This is a genomic window from Kitasatospora sp. NPDC098652 (assembly GCF_044760155.1).
Classification (GTDB): domain Bacteria; phylum Actinomycetota; class Actinomycetes; order Streptomycetales; family Streptomycetaceae; genus Kitasatospora.
The window spans coordinates 67585-81104 of record NZ_JBIWAQ010000021.1; the positions used below are offsets into that span (position 1 = coordinate 67585).

Consider the following 13520-nt stretch of genomic DNA (forward strand, 5'->3'; position numbering starts at 1 on the left):
GAGTTGCACCCACTGTCCGCGATGGAAGGAGCCCCCTCATGAGCGAGGACCGGATCGAACGCGAGACCCTGATCGAGGCGCCCCTGGAGCGGGTCTGGTCCCTGGTGGCCGAGCCCGGTTTCTGGGTCGCCGACAAGGCGAGCCTGCCCGGCACCGTGGCCAGGGAGGGCGAGGAACTGGTGGCCAGGAACCCGGAGTACGGCGACTTCCCGGTGCGCGTGGAGAAGGTCGAGCCGCCGACCTACCTGGCCTACCGCTGGGCCAGCGCGTTCCCCGGGGAGGAACTGCGCGAGGACAACAGCACCCTCGTCGAGTTCACCCTGACCCCGGAGGACGGCAGGACGCGGCTGCGCGTGGTCGAGAGCGGCTTCGCGACACTGGCCGGGTCCGAGGAACTGCGCGGCAAGGCGGTCGAGGACAACACCGGCGGCTGGCGCCAGGAGCTCGACGCGCTCAGGACGCGCGCCGAACAGCCCGCCGCGTGACCGACCAACCCCACGGCGCCGTCGAAGCGGTCGACACCGTACTCGCGGCCCTGGCCGACCCGACGCGACGCCGGCTGCTCGAACTGATCGCCGCGCAGGGGGAGGCCACCGCGACGACGCTCGCCCGGCACCTTCCCGTCTCGCGCCAGGCCGTGGTCAAGCACCTCGCCGTCCTGGACGCCGCCGGGCTGGTGAGCAGCGGCCGCGCCGGGCGCGAGGTGCGCTACACGGTGCGGCCCGCGGCGCTCGACACCACGGCGCGCTGGATGGCCTCGCTCGCCGCCGACTGGGACCGCAGACTGGCGCACATCAAGCACGTCGCCGAGGCGGCGGAGCGGGAGTCGCGAACAGGTCGTGACGACGCGTCACGCCCACCGGAACAGCCCCACGGAGGAGTCTGACCAGGTCGACCGCCTGACGGCACGCCCCGGGTGCGGCCGGTCGCCGAGCCGCCGACCGACCGGCCGTTCACCTGCCCGTCGACCCCTCCGTTCGTCAATGCACCGAACGGGAGCTTCACCTTTCGGGGTGGTTAGCTCTCGCTTTTCCGTAGGTAGTCGAACCGACCCTTCTCCGCGCGCCTGGTACGAATACGGAGCGACAGAAGATCCGGTACGGGCGGGGGAGTTGACAGGGATGCGGGCGAGCACGGGGATCACGAGGGCAGAGGCCACGACGGCGGGGACCACGACAGTGGGGGCCACGACGGCGAGGGCCACGACGACGGTCGCCGTGGCCGGGGTGGAGTTCGGCTGGGGCAGCTCGGGGAAGTTGAGCGCGGTGCTGTCCGCCCTCCGGGCCCGCGGCGGCGAGCGGCTGAGATTCATCGGCCTGGCCTCCGGGCTGGGCAGACAGCTGCTCGCCGAACAGCCGGTGGAGCGCTGGTTCGACCTCCCGGACGAGCGGTCCGACCAGGAACTGGCCCGGATCGTCCAGGCGCAGCGCGTGCGGGCGGCACTGGTGGTGCTGGACGGCGCGCTGGCCAACGCGCTGCGGGCCTGCGGGGTGCCGGTGGTGTTCGTGGACAGCCTGCCGTTCCTCTGGACGGACGGCGACCGGCCCGACCTCCCGCTGGACGCCGAGGTGTACTGCGCCCAGCGGTGCGTGGAGCTGCCGCCGGAGGGCGCCGGGGTGCTGGCCGACGTGCACCGGCTCCGCTGGGTGGACGCCGTGATCGCCGACGGCGGCGCCGCCCGCGGCAGCCCTCCCACGCCGCACCCCCGGCGCGCCCTGCTCAACCTCGGCGGGCTGCGCGCGCCCCACCTCACGGACTGGGCGAGCTATCCCCAGCTCGTCCTGCCCGCCGCACTGGAGGCACTGACCGCGAGCGGGGTCACCGAGGTGCACATCGCGGGCAACCTGCCGGCCTGGCTGGCCGCGCAACTCGTCGACTCCTGCGCCCACCCGCCCGTCACCACCGTCGGCGCCCTCCGCCACCAGGAGTTCCTGCACCGCCTCGCCGACTGCGACGTACTGCTCACCTCCCCCGGGCTGACCACCCTCCTGGAGGCCGGGCAACTCGGCACCCCGACGCTCTGTCTGCCGCCGCAGAACCTCAGCCAGATCTTCAACGGCCGCTTCCACAGCCGGGCGCTCGGCACCGACGTCCGCCTCCGTTGGCCCCAGGAGGTGTTCGACGAGGAGGAGGCACTGGCCCTGCGCGCCCACGGCGAGCGCAAGGCCCTCGACCTGATCCACGGCGGCATCGCCCGCGCCGTCGACCTCGGCCGCCACCGTACGTCCGCGGCCGTACGGCAAGGCCTGGTCGAGAAGCTCAAACGGCTGTCCGACGGGGCTGCCGCGGTTCCACCCGGCCCGGACTGGACGGCATTGACGAGCGCGGTCGGCACCGCCGGTGCGGCCCAGGTCGCCGACGTCCTGCTGCGGCTCCTGGCCGACTCCCCGGGAGCCGACCAGCCGCTCCACTGACCAGGCCGACTCGGCGGCCCAGCCGACGGCAGACCCAGCGGCCGGCCCGGCGGATCACCCCGACGGAGGGCTGCTGCGTGTCCCCGGGCTGGTCGTGGCCGTTCTCAGGCACGGTGCCGGCGACGCGCTGCCCGCCCCGGCAGGCCGGGCATGGCGCGTCGGGACAGCGGCGTGCGCGCTGACCACCCCCTCCAGCACCCGCGCTTGCGGCCCTGCTCCCGACATCCCCGACATCCCCGAGACTTCCGAGACTTCCGAGGTCCTCATGATGAAGTCCACCGGCCCGCCCTTCCGGCCGGTCACATCCGCCCGGTTCACCACCACCGTCCAACGACTCCTCGACCGGTCCGATGCGCCGTCCGGCCCACGGCGCCTCCTCCTTCCGCTGCTCTCCGTCCTCGCCGTGCTCCTGTCGGTGGGCGCCGCACCACCCGGCCGCGCCCCCGCCGACCCGACCCGCACCCCCGGCGCCCCCACCTACACCGTGGAGTTGAGCAGCGACGCCACGGGTGCGCACTGGCGCGGCCACGAGCGGATCGTGTTCACCAACACCTCACCGGAACCCCTGCACGAGGTGTACCTGCGGCTCTGGGACAACTTCCGCGGCGGCTGCGCGACCCCGTCCGTCCGGGTGACCGGTCTGGACGGCAGCCCGGAGGTCGACTGCACCGCCCTGCGCGTCCCGCTGGCTCGCCCACTGCCCCGGGGCGCTTCCGACACGGTCGAGTTCGACCTCGGCATCGACGTCCCCGACGGCCTCGACCGCTTCGGCCGGGACGGCGCGTTCAGCTTCATCGGCAACGCCCTGCCCGTCCTCGCCGTCCGCGACGGGTCGGGCTGGCACCTGGACCGGTACAGCGAGCTCGGCGAGTCGTTCTACGGCCTCGCCTCCGACTTCGCCGTCACCCTCGACCACCCCACCGAGGTCCTGGTGCCCGCCACCGGCACCGCCGTCGACACCCCCGGCACCCAGGGCCGCACGGTCACCCGGATCGGTGCCCGGCAGGTCCGCGAATTCGCCTGGGCCGCCGGGCCGTTCCATCGGATCGAGGGCCGGTCCGGCGACGGCGTCCGGGTCGCCGTCTACTCGGTCAGCAGCGTCTCCGCCGCAGACGCCCGCGCGATGCTGGACCTCTCCCTGCGGACCATCGACGACCACTCCGCCCGCTACGGCCCCTACCCGTACGGGGACGTCGCCACCGTCCTCGACGACGCCTTCGGGTTCGGCGGCATGGAGTACCCGGCCTTCGTCCTCGACCGGATCCGCCCCTCCGCCGTCATCCACGAGCTGGCGCACCAGTGGTGGTACGGCATCGTCGGTGACGACCAGTACCGCGCGCCCTGGCTGGACGAGTCCTTCGCCGAGTACGCCATGGACGTCGAGCTGGGCCGGACGAAGGAGGGCTGCACCGCCGCGACTCCCTTCCGGAGCCCGGCCGAACGCCTCACCAACCCGATGAGCTACTGGGACGCCCACCCCGACCGCTACGAGGCGGTCATCTACGACCACGGCTCCTGCGCCCTGCACGAACTGAGCCGGCTGATCGGCACGGACACGATGTCCGCGCTGCTGCACGACTACGCCCGCGCCCACTGGTTCGGCGTCTCCACCACTGCCGAGTTCAAGGCCGCCGCCCAGGCCGCGACGTCCGCCGACCTGACGCCCTTCTGGAAGGAGCACCGCATCGACTGATCCCCGAACCCACGCCGGACCCTGCTCCCGTTCCACACCCGACCGGACCCCCAGCGGCAGCCCCGTCAGCGCCCCCACCAGCCGCGTTAATCGGTGGCCCTCCCGTCCCGGCGGCTCCTACAGTTGCCGCCGGATCAAGGACGTTCAGGGAGCCCAGCATGCGTGTGCACTACCCCCGGACGCCGCATCTCCCCTGGTCACCGGGGGCTGCGGCGGACGACGTACGGACCGGGGACCTCTCCGGCCTGGCCGGGGCGGAGGTCGTGGTCACCGAGAAGCTGGACGGCGAGAACACCACCCTCTACCCCGACGGCCTGCACGCCCGCTCGCTGGACTCCGCCCACCACCCCTCCCGTGCCTGGGTCAAGGGCCTGCAGAACCGGGTCGGCGCCCGCATCCCGGACGGCTGGCGGATCTGCGGCGAGAACCTGTTCGCCCGGCACTCCATCCCGTACACCGACCTGGACAGCTGGTTCTACGGCTTCTCGGTCTGGACGGACCGGGACGAGTGCCTCGACTGGGACGCCACCGTGCGCTTCCTGCGCCGCCTCGGCATACCCACCCCCCGGGTGCTCTGGCGCGGCCGCTTCGACGAACGGGCCCTGCGCACCCTGCGGCTGGACCTCGACCGCCAGGAGGGCTACGTGGTCCGGACCGTCCGGGGCTTCCCCCGGGGCGAGTTCGGCGCGCGGGTCGCCAAGTGGGTCCGCCCGCAGCACGTACGGACCGCCACCCACTGGATGCACGCCGCCGTGGTGGAGAACGGCCTCGGCCCCGACGCCCCGCTCTGGGACATCCGGTCCGGCCGACTGCCCGAACTCCCGCTGCTGGCCGAGGCCTTGGACCTGCCCGAACTCAACGCCGCGCCCGAACTCACCGCTGCGCCCACACCCGGCGCCCCGACCGAACCCGGCGCCCCGACCGCCCCCGGCACCCCGCCCGGCCCCGACCGCCGGTCGGAGGAGCTGGCCGACGTCTCCGCCCGCCTCGACGAACTCGGTCGCACCGGCGACGCCCGACTGGCCGGCGTGCTGGCCACCGCGCTGCGCTCCGCCCGCCGGGAGTCGCTCGCGCCCCGGCTCGCCGACCGCCTGGGCCTGCCCCTGGCCCGCCGGGTCGCCGACCTGGTCGGGCTGCACCCCGGCCTCCAGCAGCCGTACCCGGACACCGAACGCCGCGCCGGGCTGGTCCGACTCGCGAGCGCCGCCGACCTCGGTGTGCTGCACGCGGTGGCCGCGGCCGCCGCCGCCGGGCCCGCCGAGCGCGAGCAGGTCGCCTGGTCGGCCCTGCACGCCGAGGACTCCGGACTGCTCGACCCCGACCCGCTGGCCTGGCTGCGCACCGGCCTGCGCGAGGCCCTCGCCGACCTCGCCGCCGATGGCCCCGACGGCCCCGACGGCCCGGGCAGCTCCGACGCCGCCGACCGCTGCTGGGCCCAGGCCCGCGAGGCCTACGCGCTCGGCCGGATCAGCACCGTCGAGGAGGCGGTGGCCGCCACCTGGCGCTGGCGCGACGGCCGCTTCCCCCGGCTGGTCCACCTGAGCGGCCCGTCCGGCAGCGGAAAGAGCACCTTCGCGGCCGCCCTGCCCGGCGTCTCGGCCCGGATCAGCCTGGACGACCTGCGCGCCGCCCGCGGCTCGCGGGCCGACCAGCGCAACAACCCCGAGGTGCTGCGCACCGCGCTGGCACGGTTGGACTCCGCCCTGGCCGACCGGGCCGCCACCGTGGTCTGGGACGCCACCTCGCTCAACCGCGAGCAGCGCTCCCACGTCCACGGCACCGCCCGGCGCCGCGACGCCCTGCTCACCCAGGTGGTGCTGCTGGTCGGCGAGCAGGAGCTGCTGCGCCGCAACGCCGTACGCCCGCACCCGGTGCCGCCCGAGGTGCTCTCCGCCCAACTGCACCGCTTCAACCCGCCCTACCCCGGGCAGGCGCACCGCACGTGGTACCTCGGTCCCGGTGGCACCGTGGAGGACACGGCGGGCACGCTCGACTCCGAGGAGGACTGATGCGCCCCATCGAACAGGTCTGCCAGCGGATCCGCTGGGACGCCCGCTTCGACCCGGCCCGGTTCACCCTGGGCGTGCGCCAACGCGACGACCGCACCGAGCGCGTCCCGCTGGAGGCCTTCCTGGCCTCCGGCGAGATCCCCTGGCACCGGGTGCACCAGGTCGAGGCCGACGGCGTCGTGGTGTGGGACCGCGCCACCGGCGTGGATGTCCTCGACACCACCGAGGCCGGCCACCGCGCCGAACCGCGCCACCTGCCCGCGCCCTTCTTCACCGCCACCACCCCGTACGCCTGGCGGCCGGACGGCGGCTGGCAGCCCCACCACACCGCAGCGGGCACCCCGGGCGGAGCCGGCACCTCCACCGCCGGCACCGCCAGCACCGCCTCCACCACCGGCACCACCTCCACCACCGGCACCCTCCGCGTGGTCACCTGGAACACCCTGTGGGACCGCTACGACGCCGACCGGATCGCCACCGCCCGCCGCCGACCGCTGCTGCTCGCCGAACTGGCCGCCGCCGACGCCGACGTCATCGCGCTCCAGGAGGTCGAGCCCGCCCTGGTCGTCCAGCTGCTGGCCGAGCCCTGGGTCCGCGAGCGCTATGTCCTCGGCGCCGACCCGTCCGGTCGCGACGTGCCCGAGTACGGCCTGCTGGTGCTCAGCCGTCTCCCCGTCCTGGAGGCCGGCCGGCACGCGCTGGGCTCGCACAAGGCCGTCACGGCCGTCACCGTCCGCACCGCCGACGCGCCGCTGACCGTCGCCGCCGTCCACCTCAGCAGTGACCACTCGACGGACGGCCCCGCCCGCCGCCAGGCCGAACTCGCCCGGCTGGCCGAGGGCCTGGCCGGTGTCGAGGGCGAACTGCTGCTGCTCGGCGACTTCAACGACGCCCGCTCCGGCCCGGCCGGCCCGGCCGCCGCACTCGGCCTCCGGGACGCCTGGGCCCAGGTGCACGGCCCGGGCGACGACACCCCCACCTTCGACCCGACGGTCAACCCGCTCGCCGCCGTCTCCTCCCTCACCGGCCACCCGGGCCGGATCGACCGCGTCCTGTACCGCGCCGACCGGGCCCGCGCCTCCGCCGCCACCCTGCTCGGCGACCGGCCCACCGCCGACGGCCTCCACCCCTCCGACCACTACGGCGTGGCCGTCGACCTCGCCCTCGACGGTGCCGCCTCCCCGGACTCCCCCGGCGGTGCCGCCTCTCCGGACTCCCTCGACGCCGCGCCCACCGTCCGGACGGCCGTCGCCTGGCTGCCGCCCGAGGAGCTGTGGCCGCCCATCCAGGAGCTGCGCGCCGCGTACGACCCGCAGCTGCGCCGCTGGCCCCCGCACGTCAACCTGCTGTTCGGCTTCGTACCGGAGTCCGAGTTCGACCGCGCGCTGCCGCTGCTCGGCGCGGCCACCGCCGAGGTGGCCCCGTTCACCGCCCGGCTGGAGGGCGTGCACACCTTCGGCCACCGCGAGGACGCGACGATCTGGCTGGACCCGGCCGCCACCGCGGCCGAACCCTGGGCGGCGCTGCGGCACGCCCTGCAACGCCGCTTCCCCCGCTGCCGGGGCCGCGCCGAGGGTTACACCCCGCACCTGAGCCTCGGGCGCAGCGACGACCCCCAGCGGGTGGCCGCCGACTGCGCCGCCCGGTTGCACGGGACGGACGCCCGGGTGGGCGAGCTGGTGGTGCTGTCCCGCCGGGGAGAGGAGCCGATGCGCCCACGCGCGGTGGTCTCGCTGGGGACGGGCGAGGTGCGGGTACTGCCGGCGGAGCCGACGGTGTCGCTCCACCCCGAGTCCCCGCAACGCACCGCCGTCGCGGACGAGTTGACCCGCCGACTGGCCGCCGCGCTGCCCGAGGGGGTGGTCCACCAGGTCGGCTCGCGGCGGCTCGGCTGTCAGCTGGACGGCGGCGACCTGGACCTGGTGGCGGCGCTGCCCGGCCCGGCCGACCTGCCCGGAGTGCTGGCCCGGGTGATGGCCCGGGTGGCGGCCGCCCTGCCGCAGGCCCGTGGGCTCCGCGAGGTGCGCGGCGCCCGGGTGCCGGGGCTACGACTGGAGGCGGCCGGGCTGACCGTCGACCTCGTCGTGGTGTTCACCGGCACCCTCGACCCCGCCGAGGCGGTCGCCCGGCGCGCCGAGCTGGGCGAGGCGGCGGCCGTCGCGCTGAGCGCGGTCACCGACGCCGAGGCGATCCTCTCCGCGCTCGGCGGGCTACGGCCGCGGTTCGTCCGGCTGGCGCGGCAGGTCAAGTCCTGGGCCCGGGCTCGCGGCCTGGACGGCGCGCCGTTCGGTCAACTGCCTTCGCTGGCCTGGTCGGTGCTCGCCGCGCGGACCGTCCTCGACCTGCCGGACACTCCGGAGGACGACCTGTTCCAGCGCTTCACCGAAACCTGGGCCTCCTGGGACTGGCGCCAACCCGTCGCCCTCACCGGGGAGTCCGCCGCCGCGGAAGCCACCACCGGGAAGTCCGGCTCCGAATCAGCCCGGGGACCGCTGGGACCACTGACCGTCCTCACCCCCTCCACCCCCGTCCGCAGCTGCACCACCCAGGTCGGACCGGACACCCGGGACCAGCTCACCGAGGAGCTCTACCGCGCCTGGGAGCTCACCACCAGCGATCCCGACCCCTGGCCCGCCCTGCTCACCCCGCCCCCGCTGCACCGTCGCCACGCCGCCTGGGCCGTGGTGTCCGCCGACGAGGAGTCCACCGGCCCCGCGCGCGGCCGCCTTCGCAGCCTCCTCACCGCCCTGGAGGAGGCCGGCGCCACCCGGCTCCACGCCTGGCCCCAGCCCTACCGGAGCCGCGACGGCCGCACCCACTTCCCGATCGGCCTCGGCCCCGCACCGCTCCCCCGCGCCGAGCTCGCCAAGGTGGCCGCGGCCTGGTCCCGCGGGCTGCCCGGCGTCCGGGTCGAGCACGTCGAGTGCGGCGCCGTCCCGACCCTCACCCGCTGACCCGAGACCCGAGACCTGGGCCCGGGCCCCGGCGACCACGGGAACCACCGAACCCGGGAACCACCGAACCCGCCCGGCGGATGTCCGCCGGGCGGGCCCGTCAGCAACCTCGGACGATCAACAGCTGTGCGCCGAGGCGGGGCGCGAGGCCGCGATGTACGGCTTGCCGCTGATGCGCGCGACGACGTCGGCCGGGCAGGACGCGATCCAGGCGGCGCCCGTGGCGTGGTTCTTGACCTTGGCGTCGCTGCAGTACACGTCGCGGTCGGCGGTCTTGAAGCACTGGAAGCCGGGGTAGCCGCCGCCCGCCGCCGTGGCGGTGTTGACGCCGGCGAACAGGCCGACCGCGGTGAGCAGGGCGACGGGCAGAGCGGTACGCATCCTCATGGGTTCTCCCATTGGTTCGTACGGACAGTGCGCCGATCCTGGCACCGCGGATCCGGGCCCGACAACGACGCACGTCATGTTCGCGTCAATCCAATGGACGAGTGAACCACCCACCGCCCGGACCCGTCATCCCGCGACGCCACACCGGTCGCCGACCCGAGCAGGACCGGCTCCCCCACCCCGTCTCAGCGCGGACTGAGCAGGCAGAACTCGTTGCCCTCCGGGTCGACCAGGATCGTCCAGGAGATCGCGGACTGGTCGATCCCGGGGTCGGTGGCGCCCAGGGCGCGCAGCCGGGCCTCCTCCGCCGCCGGGTCGTCACCGCGGTAGGGGCTGACGTCGAGGTGGACGCGGTTCCACCCGCTCTTGGCATCGGACGTCCGGATGAACTCCAGGTAGGGGCCGACGCCCCGGGCGGAGCGCATCGACGCGAAACCGTCGGTGACCTCGTGCACCGTCCAGTCCATCGCCTCGCCCCAGAACCCGGCCATTCCTCGCGGGTCGGCGCAGTCGACCACCACCGCGGCGATCGGCCCGGTGTCCCGGTACACCTCACGGGGTTCCAGGACGCAGAACTCGTTGCCCTCGGGGTCGGCCATGACCGTCCAGGGGACGTCGCCCTGCCCCACGTCGGCGAGCGTGGCGCCGAGGTCCGTCAGGCGCGCGACCAGCTCCGCCTGGTGGGCGTCCGAGGTGGTGGCCAGGTCGAGGTGGACCCGGTTCTTCACCGTCTTGGGCTCCTCGCTGACGACCAGGTCGATGCAGACCGCCGCCGGGGCGGGATAGGCGAAGCCCACGGGTTCGAGGTTGGTCACCCCGGGCGCCTCGTGGTCGATGCCCCAGCCGAGCGCCTCCGCCCAGAACCGGCCGAGCGCCGCATCGTCGCGGGCCTTCATGTTGATCTGCACGAGTCTCGTCGCCATGACCAAGATCCTAGAAGGCTCCGCTCCGGAAAGATCGGAAATATTCGTTGCGCAGTTTTCATTGCGCAACATTCCTTTCGGATCTACGGTGAAGGCATGCCCGAGCCAGCCGAACCCCAGAACCCCCAGCACCCTCAGAAGCCACAGCAGCAACCCCCGTCCGAGTGGATCACCGACCTCTCCCGCCTCAAGGCGTTCACCAACCCCCTGCGCATGCAGCTCTACCGCCTGCTCTACCTGGCCGGCACCGCCACCGCCTCCCAGCTCGGCGAACAGGTCGACCAGGCGCCGTCCCTGGTCAGCTACCACCTGCGCAAACTCGCCGAGCACGGCTTCGTCACCGAGGCGGCCACGCAGAGCGGCGACGGACGCGAGCGCTGGTGGCAGGTCTCCTCCGAGGAGGGCTGGAGCTTCCGCGAGTCGGACCTCTCCGGCACCCCCGAGGGCGCGGCCGCCGTCGGCGCCGTCAGCCGCAGCCTGGTCGACAGCCGGGCCGCCCAGTACCGCAACTACCTGGACCAGAGCTCCGCCTGGGGCTCGGAGTGGACGGACGCCGCGTTCACCGCCGAGTGGCTGCTCGACCTCACGGCCGCCGAACTCGCCGAGCTGGGCGGCGAGTTGCAGGAGCTCAGCCGACGCTGGCGGGAGCGCGGCAAGGCCGCACGCGCGGCCGGCGCCACTGAGGGGCGCGAACACGTGTCCGTCCACGTGTACGGCTTCCCGTTCCGCCCCTGACACCGCCACCCACGCCCGCCCCGACCCCTCGGAGCCCCGCCATGGCCACGCTGGAGACGACCCCTCCGATACGCCCCGCCGCCGCCCCCGGGAACGCGCCCGCCCACCGGGACCCCAACGTCCTGCGCTGGCTCACCGCCTACACCGCCTCCCTGGTGGGCGACAGCGTCTACTTCCTCGCCCTCGGCTGGTCCGCCCAACGGGCCGCCGGGCCCGCCGAGGTCGGCCTGGTGATGGCCGCGGGGGCGCTGCCCCGGGCGGTGCTGATGCTCGGCGGCGGAGTGGTCGCCGACCGGTTCGATCCCCGCCGGGTGATCCTCGGCAGCGACGCCCTGCGCTGCCTGCTCATCCTCTCGGTCGCGGCCGCCATCGCCCTGACCACGCCCGCCCTCTGGCTGCTGGTCGCGGTGGCGCTGGTGTTCGGCGCCGTGGACGCCCTGTTCGTACCCGCCGTCGGCGCCCTGCCGCCCCGGATCACCGGCCCCGACCAGCTGGCCCGGGTCACCGGACTGCGTTCGCTCGCGATGCGCCTCGGCCAGATCGCCGGCCCGCCGATCGGCGGCCTGGCCATGGGCCTCGGCGGCCCGGCGACCGCCTTCACCGTCGCGGGTGCGCTGTTCGCCCTCTCACTGCCCCTCCTCCTCTCGGTCCGCATCCGCCCCCTCGACCCACCCCCGGGCGACACCACCGCCACCAGCTCGACCGACCGCACCTCCGCCCGCACGGACCTCGCCGACGGGCTGCGCTACATCCGCCGCCACCGCCTGCTCGGCCCGCTGGTCCTCGTCGGGGCCGTCTGCGAGCTCGGCCTGACCGGCACCCTGAACGTCGGCATGGTCCTCCTCAACGCCGAACGCGGCTGGGGCCCGTCCGGCTACGGCCTGATCGTCGCCTGCTTCGGCGCGGGCGCCACCGTCGGCGCCACCCTGCTCGCCGTCGTCGGCCGACTGCCCCGCGCCGGGCTCACCATGGCCGTCACCCTGCTGCTGGGCAGCATCGGCGCAGCCGCCATGGGCCTGGCCCCGACCCTGTGGTCCGCCGCGGTGCTCGCCGCACTGGTCGGCCTGAACGCGGGCGTCTTCGGCACCCTGGACGGTGCCCTCGTCCAGACCACCGCCGACCCCGCCTACCTGGGCCGGGTCACCTCCGTCGTCATGCTCACCATGGTCGGCCTCGCCCCGCTCAGCTACCCCCTGGTCGGCGCCGCCATCGGCACCTGGGGCGCAGCCCCGGTCTTCCTCGCCTGCGGCACCCTCTCCTCCCTGGGCGCACTCCACGCCCTCACCTCCCGCCCCGTCCGCCAGGCCGAACTGCCCCGCCGGTAGCGCCCGGCGCCACGGTTCGCCCCGTGGCCGTCAACTGGGCTCGGCCAGTGGTCACTTGACCATGCGGAACTCGGGGTGCCCGAGCCAGGCGGCGAGGCTTCTCACCGCAGGTGGTCTGCGGCTCCAGAGGCCACCCCGGCCGAGAACGCCTCTCGCCAGTGCTCGGCCGATGTGACCAGGTCCTGGCCGACATGGGTGAGGAACCGGCCCATCTCGGCGAGTCTCATACCGGCGGGCGTGGTGGCACCGAGTGTCCGGGCGCCCTGGTGGGCGGCCTCGGCGAGCAGCGCGTTGGCGTTGGCGCTGGCGAGCATGGCCCGGAACCAGACGTCGTCGTCGATGACGTAGCGTTGGTGGCGCTTTCCTGGGTCGCGTTCGCGCCGGATGAGTTCCTGCTCCTCCAGGTAGTGCACGGCCAGGGAGATCGTCGCGGGGCTGACCTGGAGACGCTGTACCAGTTCTGCCGCGGTGCGACTGCCGGTGTCAGCGGCGTACAGGCAACCCAGCACTCTGGCCGCCGTCTTCGGCAGTCCCGTCTGGACGAGTAGTGCGGTGAACTGTTCCTCGAAGTCGTGCACCGTCCCCCGGTCGCGTCCGTGGGCGTCGGTTTCGACCGGCGGCGCCTGTGCCGGGGCGGTTCTGCGGCGGCGGGCGCGCCGCTCGGTGGCCCGGTGTGCCTGGTCCGCCCGGTAGCCGGCGGGTCCGCCGTTGCGGTTGATCTCCCTGGTGACGGTCGAGGTCGGCCGGTCCAGGCCTCTGGCGATCTCGCCGTAGGCGAGCCCTTCGGCCAGTCCCTCCGCGATGGTCCGGCGTTCCTGGTGGTTGAGCCTTCCTCCTGGCATCGGCGTTCTCCCCGTCTCGGTCCCTCTCGGTCACGTCGCCGATCAGTGTGCGTTCATCCCCATCTCATTGCAACAAACGAGAGGGCTCGGTGCATTCGACATCAAGGCCATTGCACCACTTGCACGCTCTCCACCTGCCCAAATGTGGAATCTGGCCGATGTTTTGATTGACCGAATATCGAACGCACCATAGCTTTTGACGCATACCGAAACCCGATCGCGGAGCGGCCGACACCGC

At 74.2% G+C, this 13520-nt stretch carries 11 protein-coding genes; 8 read left to right on the forward strand and 3 right to left on the reverse strand.

From position 1 onward, the window contains the following. The first annotated feature begins 38 nt into the window (after window positions 1-38). The 6 genes from ACIQWA_RS32935 (at window position 39) to ACIQWA_RS32960 (ending at window position 9070) form a co-directional block, all read left to right on the forward strand. Window positions 39-485 (forward strand): SRPBCC domain-containing protein, encoded by a 447-nt coding sequence (locus tag ACIQWA_RS32935; protein ID WP_402488728.1) that lies wholly within the window; start codon window positions 39-41, stop codon window positions 483-485. Next, a complete protein-coding gene (locus tag ACIQWA_RS32940) occupies window positions 482-886 on the forward strand; it encodes an ArsR/SmtB family transcription factor (protein WP_402488729.1) in 405 nt (134 codons plus the stop codon). The genes ACIQWA_RS32935 and ACIQWA_RS32940 overlap by 4 nt, the downstream gene beginning before the upstream one ends. A 292-nt stretch (window positions 887-1178) precedes the next feature. After that, a complete protein-coding gene (locus ACIQWA_RS32945; protein ID WP_402488732.1) occupies window positions 1179-2414 on the forward strand; it encodes a hydroxymethylcytosylglucuronate/cytosylglucuronate synthase in 1236 nt (411 codons plus the stop codon). A 265-nt stretch (window positions 2415-2679) separates the two neighbouring features. Then, on the forward strand, window positions 2680-4107 hold the full coding sequence (locus tag ACIQWA_RS32950) for a M1 family metallopeptidase (RefSeq protein WP_402488734.1): 1428 nt from the start codon (window positions 2680-2682) through the stop codon (window positions 4105-4107). Between the two features lie 158 nt (window positions 4108-4265). Further along, window positions 4266-6116: an RNA ligase family protein gene (locus ACIQWA_RS32955; RefSeq protein WP_402488737.1), complete on the forward strand. Its 1851-nt coding sequence runs from the start codon at window positions 4266-4268 to the stop codon at window positions 6114-6116. Next, a complete protein-coding gene (locus tag ACIQWA_RS32960) occupies window positions 6116-9070 on the forward strand; it encodes a poly(A) polymerase (protein WP_402488740.1) in 2955 nt (984 codons plus the stop codon). Before ACIQWA_RS32955 ends, ACIQWA_RS32960 begins: the two co-directional genes overlap by 1 nt. A 117-nt stretch (window positions 9071-9187) precedes the next feature. Here ACIQWA_RS32960 and ACIQWA_RS32965 read toward each other — a convergent pair whose 3' ends face one another. Beyond that, window positions 9188-9457 carry a hypothetical protein gene (locus ACIQWA_RS32965; RefSeq protein ID WP_402488743.1) on the reverse strand — a complete coding sequence of 90 codons (270 nt, stop codon included), beginning with the start codon at window positions 9455-9457 and terminating at the stop codon, window positions 9188-9190. A 185-nt stretch (window positions 9458-9642) separates the two neighbouring features. Continuing rightward, window positions 9643-10380 (reverse strand): VOC family protein, encoded by a 738-nt coding sequence (locus ACIQWA_RS32970; protein WP_402488745.1) that lies wholly within the window; start codon window positions 10378-10380, stop codon window positions 9643-9645. A 96-nt stretch (window positions 10381-10476) separates the two neighbouring features. Here ACIQWA_RS32970 and ACIQWA_RS32975 point away from each other — a divergent pair, with 96 nt between their 5' ends. Both ACIQWA_RS32975 and ACIQWA_RS32980 read left to right on the forward strand, forming a co-directional pair. Beyond that, window positions 10477-11115: a helix-turn-helix domain-containing protein gene (locus ACIQWA_RS32975; protein ID WP_402488748.1), complete on the forward strand. Its 639-nt coding sequence runs from the start codon at window positions 10477-10479 to the stop codon at window positions 11113-11115. A 41-nt stretch (window positions 11116-11156) separates the two neighbouring features. After that, complete coding sequence (locus ACIQWA_RS32980; protein WP_402488751.1) at window positions 11157-12440, forward strand: MFS transporter; 1284 nt, start codon at window positions 11157-11159, stop codon at window positions 12438-12440. Window positions 12441-12541: 101 nt separating this feature from the next. On the opposite strand, the gene ACIQWA_RS32985 is transcribed toward ACIQWA_RS32980, so the two are convergent. Further along, window positions 12542-13282 (reverse strand): MarR family transcriptional regulator, encoded by a 741-nt coding sequence (locus tag ACIQWA_RS32985; RefSeq protein WP_402488754.1) that lies wholly within the window; start codon window positions 13280-13282, stop codon window positions 12542-12544. Between the last annotated feature and the right edge of the window lie 238 nt (window positions 13283-13520).

Excerpts from the sequence above, each read along its gene's own strand:
- ACIQWA_RS32935 (WP_402488728.1), top strand. The coding sequence starts at position 39 with ATGAGCGAGGACCGGATCGAACGCGAGACCCTGATCGAGGCGCCCCTG.
- ACIQWA_RS32950 (WP_402488734.1), top strand. The coding sequence starts at position 2,680 with ATGATGAAGTCCACCGGCCCGCCCTTCCGGCCGGTCACATCCGCCCGG.
- ACIQWA_RS32955 (WP_402488737.1), top strand. The coding sequence starts at position 4,266 with ATGCGTGTGCACTACCCCCGGACGCCGCATCTCCCCTGGTCACCGGGG.
- ACIQWA_RS32960 (WP_402488740.1), top strand. The coding sequence starts at position 6,116 with ATGCGCCCCATCGAACAGGTCTGCCAGCGGATCCGCTGGGACGCCCGC.
- ACIQWA_RS32965 (WP_402488743.1), bottom strand. The coding sequence starts at position 9,457 with ATGAGGATGCGTACCGCTCTGCCCGTCGCCCTGCTCACCGCGGTCGGC.
- ACIQWA_RS32970 (WP_402488745.1), bottom strand. The coding sequence starts at position 10,380 with ATGGCGACGAGACTCGTGCAGATCAACATGAAGGCCCGCGACGATGCG.
- ACIQWA_RS32975 (WP_402488748.1), top strand. The coding sequence starts at position 10,477 with ATGCCCGAGCCAGCCGAACCCCAGAACCCCCAGCACCCTCAGAAGCCA.
- ACIQWA_RS32980 (WP_402488751.1), top strand. The coding sequence starts at position 11,157 with ATGGCCACGCTGGAGACGACCCCTCCGATACGCCCCGCCGCCGCCCCC.
- ACIQWA_RS32985 (WP_402488754.1), bottom strand. The coding sequence starts at position 13,282 with ATGCCAGGAGGAAGGCTCAACCACCAGGAACGCCGGACCATCGCGGAG.